General features: G+C 71.9%; 12 protein-coding genes. 5 read left to right on the forward strand and 7 right to left on the reverse strand.

The window, feature by feature from the left end; genetic code table 11:
• Positions 1 to 70: 70 nt before the first annotated feature.
• Positions 71 to 700: a CGNR zinc finger domain-containing protein gene (locus tag ACWGIH_RS27320; protein ID WP_453451538.1), complete on the reverse strand. Its 630-nt coding sequence runs from the start codon at positions 698 to 700 to the stop codon at positions 71 to 73.
• A gap of 102 nt (positions 701 to 802) precedes the next feature.
• Positions 803 to 1,927: an NADH:flavin oxidoreductase gene (locus ACWGIH_RS27325; RefSeq protein ID WP_453451539.1), complete on the reverse strand. Its 1,125-nt coding sequence runs from the start codon at positions 1,925 to 1,927 to the stop codon at positions 803 to 805.
• Between the two features lie 186 nt (positions 1,928 to 2,113).
• Between ACWGIH_RS27325 and ACWGIH_RS27330 the strand changes: the two genes are divergently transcribed.
• The 3 genes from ACWGIH_RS27330 to ACWGIH_RS27340 all read left to right on the forward strand — a co-directional run bounded on the left by ACWGIH_RS27330 (position 2,114) and on the right by ACWGIH_RS27340 (position 6,937).
• Positions 2,114 to 4,717, forward strand: coding sequence for a helix-turn-helix transcriptional regulator (locus ACWGIH_RS27330; RefSeq protein WP_453451540.1), 2,604 nt, complete (start codon positions 2,114 to 2,116; stop codon positions 4,715 to 4,717).
• A 101-nt stretch (positions 4,718 to 4,818) separates the two neighbouring features.
• On the forward strand, positions 4,819 to 6,222 hold the full coding sequence (locus ACWGIH_RS27335) for an FAD-binding oxidoreductase (RefSeq protein ID WP_453451541.1): 1,404 nt from the start codon (positions 4,819 to 4,821) through the stop codon (positions 6,220 to 6,222).
• 55 nt (positions 6,223 to 6,277) lie between these two features.
• A complete protein-coding gene (locus ACWGIH_RS27340) occupies positions 6,278 to 6,937 on the forward strand; it encodes a DUF6629 family protein (RefSeq protein WP_453451542.1) in 660 nt (219 codons plus the stop codon).
• Here the strand turns inward: ACWGIH_RS27340 and ACWGIH_RS27345 are convergent.
• The 4 genes from ACWGIH_RS27345 to ACWGIH_RS27360 form a co-directional block, all read right to left on the reverse strand.
• Positions 6,879 to 8,675, reverse strand: a complete 1,797-nt coding sequence (locus ACWGIH_RS27345; RefSeq protein ID WP_453451544.1) for an acyl-CoA dehydrogenase — start codon at positions 8,673 to 8,675, stop codon at positions 6,879 to 6,881. The two genes, ACWGIH_RS27340 and ACWGIH_RS27345, sit on opposite strands and share 59 nt — an antisense overlap.
• 113 nt (positions 8,676 to 8,788) lie before the next feature.
• On the reverse strand, positions 8,789 to 9,193 hold the full coding sequence (locus ACWGIH_RS27350) for a GntR family transcriptional regulator (protein WP_453451545.1): 405 nt from the start codon (positions 9,191 to 9,193) through the stop codon (positions 8,789 to 8,791).
• Between the two features lie 47 nt (positions 9,194 to 9,240).
• On the reverse strand, positions 9,241 to 10,221 hold the full coding sequence (locus ACWGIH_RS27355; protein WP_453451546.1) for an ABC transporter permease: 981 nt from the start codon (positions 10,219 to 10,221) through the stop codon (positions 9,241 to 9,243).
• Positions 10,218 to 11,168, reverse strand: a complete 951-nt coding sequence (locus tag ACWGIH_RS27360) for an ABC transporter ATP-binding protein (protein WP_453451565.1) — start codon at positions 11,166 to 11,168, stop codon at positions 10,218 to 10,220. Before ACWGIH_RS27360 ends, ACWGIH_RS27355 begins: the two co-directional genes overlap by 4 nt.
• Positions 11,169 to 11,290: 122 nt before the next feature.
• On the opposite strand from ACWGIH_RS27360, the gene ACWGIH_RS27365 reads away from it, so the two are divergent.
• Complete coding sequence (locus ACWGIH_RS27365; RefSeq protein ID WP_453451547.1) at positions 11,291 to 11,755, forward strand: hypothetical protein; 465 nt, start codon at positions 11,291 to 11,293, stop codon at positions 11,753 to 11,755.
• A gap of 36 nt (positions 11,756 to 11,791) precedes the next feature.
• Here the strand turns inward: ACWGIH_RS27365 and ACWGIH_RS27370 are convergent, their stop codons facing one another.
• On the reverse strand, positions 11,792 to 12,880 hold the full coding sequence (locus ACWGIH_RS27370) for a mechanosensitive ion channel family protein (protein WP_453451548.1): 1,089 nt from the start codon (positions 12,878 to 12,880) through the stop codon (positions 11,792 to 11,794).
• Positions 12,881 to 13,302: 422 nt separating this feature from the next.
• Here ACWGIH_RS27370 and ACWGIH_RS27375 point away from each other — a divergent pair, with 422 nt between their 5' ends.
• A complete protein-coding gene (locus ACWGIH_RS27375) occupies positions 13,303 to 14,451 on the forward strand; it encodes an ROK family protein (RefSeq protein ID WP_453451549.1) in 1,149 nt (382 codons plus the stop codon).
• Positions 14,452 to 14,463: the final 12 nt, after the last annotated feature.

Here is a 14,463-nt window from a genome sequence, read left to right on the forward strand (position 1 = left end):
ACTCGTTGAGGACCGCCACCAGCACTGCTCGACACGTCGGGCATTCAGCGGGGCTGGCCGCCGCCCTCGGCTATGCCTGACCGTCAGGCGCGGGCTCGGGTGCCGGTTCCGTCTGCGTGCCCGCGCGTCGGCGCTGACGTGAGGCCCGCAGGTTCGCGGCATTGCCGCAGTCGCGGGTGGAGTGCCAGACGCCGCTGTTGTTGCGCGAGCGGTCGTAGAACGCCGTGGCGCAGCGTTCGTTGCGGCAGATCTTCAGGCGGCGCCACTCTCCGGTGGTCTGGGCGAGCAGTGCCTCGCACAGCACGGCGGACGTCAGCCAGCGCCAGCCCTCGCCCTCGGGCTCGGTCGTCAGGGCGGCGTCGCCGTGCAGGTTCACCTGGAGGGCGCACGAGGTGAAACGGGCGGTCTCGCCGCTCGTCGTGCCACACCGGGAGAGCAGGGCACGGCGCAGCTGTTCGCGCAGCTGCCGCAGCTTGGGCAGGTCCTCGTCGGTGAGGGTGAGCCGCACCGCCGTGCGCCCCGTCCTCTCGGCCCAGGTGGGAAGCGCGACGGACACCCAGCCCTGCGCGGCGGCCACGTCCCCGAGGAGATCGGCCTCGGAGGCGTGGCCGGTCGGTGCGGTGTTCAGGATGTCCTGCACGAGCCCCAGGCCGCCGGGAACGGCGGTGGGGAAGTAGCGCTCGGTGGCAGGCCAGGTCATGCGCATATCGTACGCGACCGCGGGCGACAGCAGCGTATGGAGTTGACTGCTGTCGCCCGGCTGGGCCCGGTCCGCACATGCCCGGGCGACCGCCACCCTCGCTCAGGCCAGGCTCTTGAGAAGCGACTTGTCGAAGGGCAGTGCGTCGCCGAGTCGGTTCTCCAGGGCCTTGGCCGCCCACTCCGGGTCGGCGATGAGGGCGCGCCCCACCGCGACCAGGTCGAACTCGTCCCGCTCCAGGCGGTCGAGGAGCAGCTCGATGCCGGTGGACGCGGAGGGCGCGGCCCAGCCCTGCGAACCGATGAACACCTGGTCGAGGCCGACCGAGCCCACGGTGACCACCGGCACCCCGGACACCTTCTTGACCCAGCCCGCCAGGTTGAGGTCGCTGCCCTCGAACTCGGGCTCCCAGTAGCGGCGGGTGGAGGCGTGCAGGACGTCCACGCCCGCGTTCACCAGCGGGGTCAGCAGGCGCTCCAGCTCCTCGGGGGACTGGGCGAGCTGCGCGTCGTAGCTGCCGGCCTTCCACTGCGAGAGCCGGAAGAAGACGGGGAAGTCGGGCGAGACGGCGGCGCGTACGGCCGCGACGATCTCCGCGGCGAAACGGGTGCGGGCCTCGATGTCTCCGCCGTAGCCGTCCGTACGGCGGTTGGTGTGCTCCCAGAGGAACTGGTCGATCAAGTAGCCGTGCGCGCCGTGCAGTTCGACGCCGTCGAACCCGATGCGCTCGGCGGCGGCCGCGGCGTCGGCGAACGCCCGGATCACGTCGTCGAGGTCGTCGGCCGTCAGCGCGCTGCCCTTGGGCTGCCCGTCGAGGCCGATGGCCGAAGGGCCCGCCGCGGGGGCGGAGGGCACCGGGCCCTTGCCCTCGTCACGGGTGATGCCGACGTGCCACAGCTGCGGAATGATCTTCCCGCCCGCTCCGTGCACCGCGTCGACCACCTTGCGCCAGCCTTCGAGGGCGTCCTCCCCGTGGAAGCGCGGGACCCGGTCGCTCGTGCCGGCCGAGGCGTGATCGACGTACGTCCCCTCGGTGATGATCAGGCCGACTCCGGCGGCCGCCCGGCGCGCGTAGTACTCCGCCACGTCCGCGCCCGGTACGCCGCCCGGTGAGAACTCCCTGGTCATCGGGGCCATCACGATGCGATTGGGCAGGGTGAGGCTGCCGACACTGAATGGGCGGTCGAGGGACTGGGGAGTGCGCGCGGTCTGTGACGCCGAGGTCATGTGTCCTCCTGGCAGGGAACGAGGGGGCGATCTCCTGTGATCGATGACGTAAGCGTACGCGCTTTACTCATGTCGATTGATGGAGGGCCCCTCTGCTCCCCCGTCCGGTACGAGACGGGGGCGCCCCGGGGCGGCGGGTCTCCGTACGGGCGACGGAAACGGGTGGCCGCGTGGGAGAATTTCCGCGTGGACGGGGGGATCCTGGAGCGGGATCGCGAACTGGCTCGACTGACCGCCGCCGCACGGGAAGCGGGGGACGGAGCGGGCTCGGTGGCGCTCGTCTTCGGAGAGGCCGGCATCGGCAAGTCGAGCCTCGTGAACGCCCTGCCGGGTGCACTGTCCTCACAGGCCAGGGTGCTGGTCGGACAGTGCGACGACCTGGCGACCCGGCGGCCGCTCGGCCCCTTCCGGGATCTTGTCGGCAGTGTCCGCACCGAGCTGGCGCAGGCGGTCACCGAGGGTGGCGACCGGCACCGCGTGTACGACGCGCTGCGGGCCGAGCTGAGTGACCCGCTGCGTCCGACCGTCCTTGTCGTAGAGGACGTGCACTGGGCGGATGAGGCATCCCTCGACGCGCTGCGGTTCCTGGTACGCCGCGTGGACCGGATGCCCGCGGTCCTCGTGCTGACCTTCCGCGACGACGAGTTGGGCCGCGAACACCCGCTGCGGCACCTGCTCGGCCAGGTGTCGAGGGCGGCCCGCGTGCACCGCGTACCCCTGCCACGGCTCTCCCGCGACGCGGTCCGCACGCTCAGCGCGGTGAGCCGCCTCGACCCCGCGCAGGTGTACGCGGTGACGTCGGGCAACCCCTTCTACGTCGCCGAGGTCGTCGCGGCGGGCGGCACCGGGGACGTGCCCCCGACCGTGGTCGACGCCGTCCTGGCCCGGCTGCGCGGCCTCGACGACGCCGCACGTGACGCCCTCGAACAGCTCGCCGTGGTCCCCTCGGCGGCCGAGCGCACCTTGGCCGACGCCCTGCTGCCGGGCGGAGTCGGCCAGTTGACCTCGGCGGAACGGCGTGGCCTGCTCGTCGTGACCCCGGATCGTGTGACGTTCCGGCACGAGATCATCCGGCGCGCCATCGCCGACTCGCTGCCCGCGGCACGCCGCATCGAACTCGACCGAAACGTGCTCGCCGCCCTGGTCGCGCAGCCCGGCGCCGACTCCTCCCGCATCGTGCACCACGCCGCCCGGGCGGGTGACCACGACGCCATCGCGCGCTACGGCCCCGACGCGGCGAGGGACGCGGCCCGCACCGGCGCGCACCGCGAGGCCGCCGCCCAGCTGCGGCTCGTCCTGCGGCAGCGGAACCGCTACGGTCCGGCCGAACTCGCCGACCTCCTGGAGCGGTTCGCCGTCGAGAGCTACACCATCGCCGACTCGCCCGCCGCCGTCGGCGCCCAGCGGGAAGCCGTCGCCCTGCGGCGCTCCCTGGGCGACCTGCGGGCACTCGGCGCCGATCTGCGCTGGCTGTCGCGCATCCACTGGTGGGCGGGCGACGCGGACGCCGCGCAGGAGGCCGCCAGGGAAGCCATCGACGTACTCGAACAGGCCGGTGACGAGAGGCTGTTGGCGCTCGCGCTCAGCAACACCTCCCAGCTGCGCATGCTCTCCGACCGATACGCCGAGGCCATCGGCTACGGAGAGCGCGCCATCACCCTGGCCCGGCGCGCGGACGACGCGGCGATCCTCTCGCACGCCCTGAACAACGTGGGAACCGCCCGCTGGCGCGGTGGCGATCCGCTGGGCAGGCCGCAACTGGAGGAGAGCCTGGCGGTCGCGCTGAAGGCGGGCGAGGCCGAACACGCCTGCCGCGCCTACGCCAACGTCATCTGGACCCTCCTGGAGAACCTCCGCTTCACGGAGGCGGACCACTTCCTGGCGCCCGCCATGGAATTCGCGGACCGCACGGAGCATCTGGGGTTCCTCCGATACCTCCAAGTGGAGCTGGCGTTGCGGCAGTTCGCCGCGGGGAGGTGGGACGAGGCGGAAAAGCACGCCGAGTCCGGCGACGCCTACGAATTCCCGCCCGCCCGCTGCCCCGCCCTGACCGTCCTGGCACGCGTACGCATCCGGCGCGGCGCGAAAGGCGGCGACGAACTCCTCGGACGCGCCTGGGAGGTGGCCGAGCGGACCCAGGAGCTGCAGCGCACGGGCCCGGTCGCCGCGGCGCGGGCGGAGGCCGCCTGGCTGCGCGGTGACCTCGCGGCCGTGCTCGACGCCGTCGGGCCCCTGTACGCGCAGGCGCGCGGCCTGGCCGCGACGCCCTACCGCGCGGAACTCGGCCACTGGCTCAGCAAGGCGGGGCACCCCGCGGTCGAGGACGACTCCGATCACCCGTACGCGTTGCAGGCCGCCGGACAGTGGCGTCGGGCAGCCGAGGCGTGGCGGGCCGCTGGTTGCCCCTACGAGCACGCGGCGGCCCTCGCGGAGAGCCCCGACCCGGCGGACAAGCTCACCGCGCTCGCCGGCCTCGACGCCCTGGGCGCCGAACCCCTGGCCCGGATCGTCCGCGCCGACCTGCGTGGCCTCGGCGTCGCAAGGATCCCGCGCGGCCCGCACGCGGCGACCCGGCGCAACCCGGCGGGCCTCACGGGACGCCAGCTCCAGGTCGGACGGCTCCTGGCGGAGGGGCTCACCAACATCGAGATCGCCGAGCGGCTCTTCCTGTCCGTGCGTACGGTCGACAACCACGTCCGTGCGGTCCTGGAGAAGCTCGGCGCCCGCACCCGGCGCGAGGTCGCCGCCCGCGCCGCGCAGCTGGGGATGGAAATCGGCCGCGAAAAGTAGGTAATCGCCGGACGCGAGCTAGGTGGTGGACACGGATATCGGTGGGTGGCGGACAGGACTAGAACGGGCGGATCGGACACGCCGATCCAACGGGGGAGCTCATGTCCATCACGCCAGCACAGGCAGCACGCAGCGAACTGGCCGGTTTCAAGGGGGAGTTGAAGGGCCCGGGCGACGCCGGGTACGACGAGGCGCGTGCCGTCTACAACGCGATGGCCGACAAGCGCCCCGCGCTCGTCGCCCGCTGCACCGACGCCGACGACGTGTCCCGGGTCATCGGCTTCGCCCGCGCGCACGGCCTGCCGCTCGCGGTCCGCGGCGGCGGCCACCACGGCGCGGGCCTCGGCACCGTCGAAGGCGGCGTGGTCGCCGACCTGTCACCGCTCAAGTCGGTCGAGGTCGACGCGCCGAACCGCACCGTACGGGTCGGTGGCGGCTGCGTCTGGAGCGAGGTGGACCGCGCCACGCACGAGCACGGCCTGGCCACACCGAGCGGCATCATCTCCACCACGGGCGTCGGCGGGCTCACCCTCGGCGGCGGCCTCGGCCACCTCACCCGCAGGTTCGGGCTGAGCATCGACAACGTCCTGGAGGCGGACCTCGTCCTGGCCGACGGCCGTCAGGTGCGGGCGAGCACCGACGAGAACACGGACCTGTACTGGGCGATCCGCGGAGGCGGCGGCAACTTCGGCGTCGTCACCTCGTTCCTCTTCCGCCTGCACGAGCTGGGCACGGTCGTCGCTGGCCCCACCTTCTGGCCAGCGGAACGGGGCGCCGAGGTGCTCGCCGCCTACCGGGACTTCCTGCCCGAAGCGCCGCGCGAGGTGAACGGCTTCTTCATGTACGGCACCGTGCCGCCGGCCCCGCCCTTCCCCGAGACCCTCCATCTGCGCAAGGTCTGCGGCGTCGTGTGGTGCCACACCATCGAGGACCCCGAGGCGGCGGCCCAGGCCATGGCGCCGCTGCTCGACGCGCTGCCCGACCCGCTCCTGCACGCCGTGGCCCCGATGCCGCACCCCGCGCTCCAGTCCATGTTCGACGGGCTCTACCCGCCCGGCGACCAGTGGTACTGGCGGGCGGACTTCGTCGACGAGATCCCGGACGACGCCGTCGCCCTGCACGCCAAGTTCGGCCCCGAGGCGCCGACCATGAAGTCGACGATGCACCTGTACCCCATCGACGGCGCCGCCCACGACCACGGCACGGCGGAGACCGCCTGGAGCTATCGGGGCGCCCGCTGGGCCTGCGTCTACGCGGGAGTGGACACAGATCCGGGCAACGCCGATCTCATCAAGCGCTGGAGCGTCGACTACTTCGACGCGCTGCACCCGTTCTCGGCAGGCGGTGCCTACGTGAACATGATGATGGAGGAGGGGCAGGAGCGCGTCCGGGCCAGCTACCGCGACAACTACGCACGCCTTGCGCGGGTCAAGGCCGCGTACGACCCGGACAACGTCTTCCGCCTCAACCAGAACATCGAGCCCGACCCGCGCGACCTCGGGTAACCCCGGTGGACCGCCCGCCGCGCCCCGCTGTGGCGGGGATCGTAGCGTGGGGTCCATGTGCTGGAGCGCGACGGCCGATCTCGTGGCGGGCGTGGGTGTGGCCGCCGTGGGGGTCGCCTGCGTGACCCGCGCGGCTCGCGGCGGCCGACCGCGCGATCTGCCGATCGCCGCGCTGCCGCTGCTGCTCGGCGCCCACCAGATCATCGAGTCCGAGGTCTGGCGGAACGACGGTGGCACGGGATGGGCCACCGTCGCCTGGGCCGTGATCGCCCTGCCGCTGCTGGCGCTGTGGCTGCCCGTCGCGGTGCTGTGCGCGGCCCCGTCGAGCGCCCGCCGCCGCCTGCTGCTCCCCCTCGCGGCGGGCATGGCGACGGCGGCGGTGCTCTCCTACTACCTGGCGACCCGCACCGTGACGGCCGAGATCCGCGGCCATACGGTCGGGTACGCGCTCGGCCTGCCCCGGCCGGAGCTGATCATCGCCGGATACCTGATCGCCACCGTCGGCTCCCTGCTCCTCTCCGGCGACCGGGGCCTGGTCGTCTTCGGCGCCCTGGTCGCCGTCGGGGCGGCGGTGTGCGTGCTGCTGTGGCGGCGCGAGTACATCTCCACGTGGTGCGCGTTCGCGGCGGTGTGCTCGGTGTACCTCTACTTCTGGGTCAGAAGGCGTTCTCGTCCAGTTCGAGCGCCGTCCGGTCCAGGCTCTCCAGGAGTGTGAACTGGGCCTCCGTCTTCGGCAGTTCATGGCGGAAGAAGTAACGGCAGGCGGCACGCTTGCCGGCGTGGAAGTCCTCGGTGCCCGACTCGGCCGCGAGCAGCTGCTCCAGCCACATCCAGGCGACGACCACGTGCCCGACCGCTTCGAGGTAGACGCTCGCGTTGGCGAGCGCCGTCTGCGGGTCGCCGGTCGACCAGAGCCGCTGCGTCACCTCCACCGCGCGCGCCGCGGACGCGTCGAGCGCCCGGCCGTACCCGGACGCGGAGCCGCCCGCCGCGGCGGCACGGGCGGACGTCCGCGAGATCCGCTCGACGAGCAGCCGCAGCCCGCTGCCGCCGTCCATGATCACCTTGCGGCCGAGCAGATCGAGGCCGTGGATGCCGTGCGTGCCCTCGTGGATGGGGTTGAGGCGGTTGTCGCGGTAGAACTGCTCGACGTTGTACTCGCGCGTGTAGCCGTAGCCGCCGTGCACCTGGATCGCCAGGTTGTTGGCCTCGAGGCACCACTGCGACGGCCAGCTCTTGGCGATGGGTGTGAGCACGTCGAGCAGCAGCCTGGCCTCGTCGCGCGCCTGCGGCGATGTGCCGGTGTTCTGCTCGTCGAGCAGCCGCCCGCAGTACAGATTGAGCGCCATCGCGCCCTCCACGTACGTCTTCTGGGCGAGCAGCATCTTGCGTACGTCGGCGTGCTCGATGATCGGGACCTGCGCCGACGCGGGGTCCTTCGCCGCGAGCGGACGGCCCTGCGGGCGGGTGCGCGCGTAGTCGAGGGCGTGCAGGTAGCCGGTGTAGCCGAGTGCCGTGGCGCCGAGGCCCACGCCGATCCGGGCCTCGTTCATCATGTGGAACATGTAGGCGAGCCCGCGGTTCGCTTCCCCGATGAGGTGGCCGACCGCGCCGGGCTCGCCGCCGGGGCGGTGGGCGCCCTCGCCGAAGTTGAGCAGCGTGTTCGTGGTCCCTCGGTAGCCCATCTTGTGGTTGAGGCCCGCGAGCACCACGTCGTTGCGCTCGCCGAGCGACCCGTCGTCGCCGACGAGCACCTTGGGCACGATGAAGAGCGAGAGCCCCTTCACGCCGGGCGGGCCGCCCGGAATCCGGGCGAGCACCAGATGCACGATGTTCTCCGACAGCTCGTGCTCGCCGCCGGAGATCCACATCTTGTTACCGAAGAGGCGGTACGTCCCGTCCTCCTGCTCCTCGGCCCGCGTCCGCACATCGGCGAGCGACGAACCGGCCTGCGGCTCCGACAGGCACATCGTCCCCAGGAAGCGGCCCTCCACCATGGGGCGCACGAACGTGTCGATCTGCTCCTTGGACGCGTGCGCGAGGAGCAGATTGGCGTTGCCCATGGTCAGGAAGGGATACGCGGCCGTGCCGACGTTCGCCGCCTGGAACCACGCGAAGCAGGCCTGTGCCACCACGGCGGGCAGCTGGCCGCCGCCGATCTCGTGGTCCATGGCACTGGCAAGCAGCCCCGAGTCCCCGAAGACCCGCAGGGCCTCCTTCACCTCGGGGATGATGTGCACCCGATCCCCGTCGAAGGTGGGCTCCTGGGCATCGTTCTTCTTGTTGTGCGGGGCGAAGTGCCGGGTGGCGATCTGCTCGCTCAGTTCGAGCGCGGCGTCGAAGGTCTCGCGGGAGTGGTCCGCGTACCGCTCCCGGCCGGTGAGCGCGGGCACGTCGAGCCACTCGTACAGCAGGAAATCGAGGTCACGACGGGACAGGAGCAGGGATGCCATGCGGTTTCTCCATGCGGTGACGGCGGTACCGATGCCGGGGCAGAGGGCCCCGCACACCTGATACTAAGCGGTCGCTTATGGGGTTTGTCGAGGGCGGCCCCGTGACACCCGGCTCAGCCGACCACGTCCCCCTGGAAGGTGGCCGCGTGCACCGCCTCGAACAGCGCCGTGACGTCCTGCCCCGACAGCCCCGCGGACCGCGCCTGCTCCATCCACTCCGTCAGTGAGCTCTGCAGGGGCGAGTCAGGACCCGCCTGGGGCCGGGCGAGCGAGCGGGTGATGAACGTGCCGGCCCCCTGGCGGACCTCGGCGAGGCCCGCGCGCTCCAGCTCGCGGTACGCCTTGAGCGTCGTGTTCGGGTTCACCTTGGTGGCCGCGGCGACCTGGGCCGCCGTGGGCAGCCGGTCGCCCTCCACCAACGTACCCATGCGCAGGGCCTGTTCGACCTGGCGCACGATCTGGAGGTACGTGGCCACACCGCTGCGCCGGTCGATGCGGAATTCGACCACTGTCCCCACTCTCTGCTCGTTTCCGGACACTTTACGTACGTGCCGTCCCCGGCGTCCTAGAGGGGCCGCCGCGAGGCCCACCACAGGATGAACACCGCCACGGCGGCGGTCGCACCGAGCAGCACCCCGGCGCCGGTCCACTGCATGGCCGGCATCTGGTCGTAGCCGAAGTACTCGACCACGTTGTGGACGATCCCGCGCTCCTCGGCGCAGGCGGTGCTGGCCTTCTCGGTCGCTTCGACGCAGGTGCTCCAGGGGTAGAGCTGTCCGTCCGCGGTGCCGACCCAGCGGTCCGCCTCCACGACGCTGCTGCTGTTCACGAGGTTCGGCGTGTCGCCGTGCAGTGGCCACGTGATCACGCGCGGGGTGGCGAGCCGGTCGCGCAACTGGCCCCAGGCCACCTGGACGACCAGGGCGAAGAAGAAGGTGGCCAGCATGGCGGGCAGTACCCGGCGCAGCAGCATGCCGATCGCGATGCCGCTGATGGTGAGGAAGAGGGAGAGCGCCGCGAGGACGGGGCCCGTGTTGTCGAACACCGATCCCGAGAGCCACTCGGAGAGGAGGAGGCTGCGGTAGGGCTCCCACCACCAGAAGAACAGCGTGGAGAGTACGAGGGAGGCCGCCAGGACGAGTGCGAGGCACCAGACCAGCTTGGCGGCGAGCCAGCGGCGGCGCGGCACCGACTGCGTGGTGACCAGGTGCGCGGTGCCGTGTTCCTGGTCGCTCGCGATCAGCGGGGCACCGATGAAGACACCGAGGACGATGGGCAGGGCGCCCAGTGCTTGGGCGATGTACACGTAGCTCTGGGGAGCCTGCGACAGGCTGACGTCCTTGTCGGGCCAGCCCATCCCGGCGAGCATGTCGGCCATCTGGCCGCGCTCGTAGATGATCGCGGCCGAGCCGAGTACGACGAGGGCCGCGACGATCCATGTCGTGGTGCGGTGCTGGCGCAGGACGAGCCAGGTGAGCCCGTGCAGCAGACCCGGCTTCCTGGTGGCCCGCGCCGTGGGCGGCTGCTCGGTCAGGGTGGTGCTCATGCGGCGGTGACCCCTTCGGCCTCGATGCGTGCGGCGTGCGTGAAGAGCGGCTCCGCGTCCGGCGTACGGAGGTGGGCGAGCAGGACTTCCTCCAGGCTCGGCTCGGAGACCTCCCAGTCGGCGGCCAGGGGGCCGTGGGGGCGGACGAGGGCGCGGAACTGGCGTCCCTGGACCCGGAATTCGACGACCGTGTGCGGGGCGAGGTCCGCGGGCGGCATGCCGTCGGGGGCGAGCCCGGTCACCAGCGCGTGGGCCGGGACCAGCTCTTCGGTGTCACCCGCCATCCTGAGCCGGCCGTCCGCGATGACCAGGAGGTAGTCGCACATGTCCTCCAGCTCGGAGAGCATGTGGGAGGACATCACCACGGTGGTGCCGCGCTCGACGGCCTCCGACATCAGCAGGGAGCTCATCTCGTCCCGGGCCAGCGGATCCAGGTCCGCCATGGGCTCGTCGAGCAGCAGCAGATCGGGCCGCTTGCCGAAGGCGAGCGCGAAGGCGACGCGGGTGCGCTGCCCGCCGGAGAGCGTGCCGACCTTGGCGTCCATCGGCACGTTGCCGGAGCGCACGATCCGCTCGGCGGCCGCCATGTCCCAGCCCGGGTTGAGTTCGCTGCCCATGCGCAGCGTCTCGGCCACGGTGAACCGCTTGAACAGCGGCTTGTCCTGGGAGAGGAAGGCGAACCTGGGCATCGCGGCCGGGTCGTCCACCGGCACGCCGAAGATGCGCAGTTCGCCCTCGGTCGGGGCCACCAGTCGCGTCGCGAGCCCCAACAGGGTGCTCTTTCCGGCGCCGTTGGGGCCGACGAGACCGCAGATCCGCCCGGCGGGGAGCCGGAAGGAGCAGTCGCGCAGCGCCCAGCCGCGGCGGTAGCGCTTGCCCAGGCCGCGGGCCTCGAGCGCGGTCGCGCTCAAGGGGCCGTCGGCCTCGGTGGGGTCGGCAAGGGTCATGTCCACGCGCGCCTCTCTCGATTCCATTAAACAATTAATGGAATCATGATCTGGGTGCGCCGAGTCTGTCAAACGGGTCGGCTCACGGCCCCTCTCGTGCGTACGGCAGGATGCGTGCATGCGTGCATGCGCGCATGCGAGGGCGGGCCGCGCTGTGGCTGGCGGTCGCGGCCGCGTTCTTCGTCGTCGGGCTGTTCGCCGACGCGATCACGGCGTTCAGCGATCGCTTCGAGGGCGGCTACATGCGGTTCATGGACGACGTGCTGGGCGGCATCGCGCGGCTCGGTTCCTGGTTCGTGACCTGGCCGGAGCTGCGCCACGAGGGGGACGCCGCGTACTACCGGGCCCGCGTCGAGCGACGCGTCGCCAACTGGACGTCCCAGGCCGCGGCCCCGCGCGAGCCGAAGAAGCCGCGGCCGCCCGTCGAGTGCGCCATCCCCCTGCGCGACTACCGCGGCGCGGGCGGCGGCTACGTCGCGGAGGTGGCGCTGGCCCAGGGCTGGGAACTGCGCCCCACGGACGTCCGCAAGGAGGTGCGCCTGTGGTGGTCGGCGGCATCGCACGTCGACGAGGCCGCCTCGGCGTGACGATGCGCTCACCGAGGTGGGCGCCGGGCGCGTGTACTACGGCTTCGTCGTCGGCGCCGTGGCCTCGCGCTGGTGCGGGATCAGGCCCGGCGGCAGCTCGCCCTGCTGGACGTTCACCGTCCTGACCGGGGCGGGCACCCGAATGCCCTCGGCGCGGTAGCGCTGGTGCAGCTGCTTGATGAACTCGTGCTTGATGCGGTACTGGTCGCTGAACTCACCGACACCCAGGATCACCGTGAAGCTGATCCTGGAGTCGCCGAACGTGTGGAAGCGCACGGCAGGTTCGTGCTCGGGAAGGGCGCCGTCGACGTCCTTCATCACGCTCTCCACGACCTCGGTCGTGACGCGCTCGACCTGCTCCAGATCACTGTCGTAGCTGACGCCGACCTGGACCATGATGGACAGGTCCTGCTCGGGGCGGCTGAAGTTGGTCATGTTGGTGCCCGCGAGCTGGGCGTTGGGGATGATGACGAGGTTGTTCGACAGCTGACGCACCACCGTGTTGCGCCAGTTGATGTCGACGACGTAGCCCTCCTCGCCGCTGCTGAGCTTGATGTAGTCGCCGGGCTGCACCGTCTTCGCGGCGAGGATGTGCACGCCCGCGAAGAGGTTGGCCAGGGTGTCCTGGAGGGCCAGGGCCACCGCGAGGCCGCCGACGCCCAGCGCCGTGAGCATCGGGGCGATGGAGACGCCGAGCGTCTGCAGGACGACGAGGAAGCCCATCGCGAGCACGACGACACGGGTGATGTTGACGAAGATCGTCGCCGACCCCGCGACACCCGACCGGGACTGCGCGAGGGACTTCACCAGGCGGGTGACCACGCGGGCTGCCGTCAGGGTCCCGGCCAGGACGAGCAGGGCGGTCAGCGTCATCGAGACGTTGTGACCGGTCCTGGGGGTGAGCGGGAGTGCGGCGGCGGCGACGGCCGCCCCCGCGGTTATCGCCGCGCAGGGGACCAGCGTGCGCACGGCGTCGACGATGACGTCATCGCCGCTCCACCGGGTCCTGCTGGCCCGTTCGCCCAGCCACCGCAGGATCATCCGCAGCAGCAGACCCGCCGCGATGCCGACGGCCACCGCGACACCGGCGGTGATCAGGTCGTGCCATGTGAGCGCTCGCTCCATCAGTTCATTCTCCAGGTTGTGCGGGCGCGCCGGACGCGTGTTCGTGGTCCGGTGCGAGCGTCATCCTGCCCCATGGGTGCGGCGCCGTTGCCGGGGGCCCGCACCCAGCTTGCCCTCAACTCGGCGGCCGCGGGGTGATGTCCGACATCCGCGCCGAATCACCTGACTTCAGGTCAGGCGGCGGGGTCCGGCGAAAGCGTCCGGTGACAGCGCCTCGCGGCCGGACCTTGCGGCCCTCCGGCGTACAGCGGCACCGGGCCCCGTTCCTGACCTCGTCCACGGCGAGCCGCGGGTCAGGATTCCGGCCCGCGGAGGGGGTTCCCCACCGGCCAGGGATATGCAAGTCTCCTCCTTAATCTCCGGGGCAAGCGGTTGACCCACTGGTCAACAGGGCTGCCCTGGCCTCGACATGAGGTGAAGAAGTGTTGCGGAACGGGACACGGGGGCACGATCTCGCCTCGCTGCGCCGGCTGAACACCACCGTCGTGCTGCGTGCCCTGCACCGCCGCAGCCCCCAGACACTCGCGGAACTCGCCGCCGGCACCGGACTCTCCCGGCCCACCGTCGAATCCGCCGTCGAGGAACTGACCGCGCACGGCTGGGCGGGGGAGGCCGAGCGCGACGAGAGCGAGCGCGCGCCGGGGCGCCCCGCCCGGCGGTTCCGGTTCCGTGTGGAGGCGGGCCGCGTCGTGGGCGCCGACATCGGCCTGCACAAGATGGTGCTGCTCCTCGCCGACCTCGGCGGAACGGTGCTCGCCGTGCGGCGCGACGACATCGACCCGGAGCTGGGCGGAGCCCAGCGCCTCGACCTCCTGCGCAGGGGCCTCGAAGCCTTCCTGGACGCGCACTCCGTACGGCGCGACGACATCCTCGCCCGCTGTGTGGGCGTACCCGGCGTCGTCGACGCGGCGGGCACCATCACCTCCCACGTCATACCCGAATGGTCCGGCGTCGACCTCGGGCGGCTTCTCGCCGACGGTGAGGCGGGGCACACCCTCGTCGAGAACGACGTGAACCTCGCCGTCCTCGCCGAGCGCTGGCAGGGCGCCGCCACCCTCGCGCACGACGTCGTCTGCGTCCTGACCGGTCACCGCGTGGCGTGCAGCCTCACCATCGGCGGGCGACTGCACCGGGGGAGGCGGGGTGGCGCGGGCGAGCTCGGCCTGCTGCCGCTGCTCGGCATGAACACCGCGCAGGACGCACTCGATTGGCAGGGCGACCGCCGCCCCGACGAGTCCGGGGTGGCCGCACTCGCCCGCGCCGCGGACGACGGCGATCCCCGCGCACTCGCGGCCGTCGCGGACTTCGCCGACCGCATCACGCCGGGCATCGCCGCCCTCGCCCTCGCCGTCGACCCGGAACTGGTGGTGCTCACCGGCGGCGCGACCCCGCTCGGCGGCCATCTCGTGCCGCTGATCGAGGACCGACTGCGCCCGCTGACCCTGCACGTCCCGCGCATCGCGCTGAGCACGCTCGGCGAACAAGGCGTCGCGATCGGCGCCGTACGCAAGGCACTTGACCGGGTCGAGTCCGAACTCCTGACGGATGCGGACCCGGATCCGGCGTTCTGACCAGTCCTGAAG

The organism is Streptomyces sp. NPDC054872 (assembly GCF_053610705.1).

Coding starts and splice junctions, on each gene's coding strand:
- ACWGIH_RS27320 (WP_453451538.1), bottom strand. CDS start 700: ATGACCTGGCCTGCCACCGAGCGCTACTTCCCCACCGCCGTTCCCGGC.
- ACWGIH_RS27325 (WP_453451539.1), bottom strand. CDS start 1,927: ATGACCTCGGCGTCACAGACCGCGCGCACTCCCCAGTCCCTCGACCGC.
- ACWGIH_RS27335 (WP_453451541.1), top strand. CDS start 4,819: ATGTCCATCACGCCAGCACAGGCAGCACGCAGCGAACTGGCCGGTTTC.
- ACWGIH_RS27340 (WP_453451542.1), top strand. CDS start 6,278: ATGTGCTGGAGCGCGACGGCCGATCTCGTGGCGGGCGTGGGTGTGGCC.
- ACWGIH_RS27345 (WP_453451544.1), bottom strand. CDS start 8,675: ATGGCATCCCTGCTCCTGTCCCGTCGTGACCTCGATTTCCTGCTGTAC.
- ACWGIH_RS27355 (WP_453451546.1), bottom strand. CDS start 10,221: ATGAGCACCACCCTGACCGAGCAGCCGCCCACGGCGCGGGCCACCAGG.
- ACWGIH_RS27360 (WP_453451565.1), bottom strand. CDS start 11,168: ATGACCCTTGCCGACCCCACCGAGGCCGACGGCCCCTTGAGCGCGACC.
- ACWGIH_RS27370 (WP_453451548.1), bottom strand. CDS start 12,880: ATGGAGCGAGCGCTCACATGGCACGACCTGATCACCGCCGGTGTCGCG.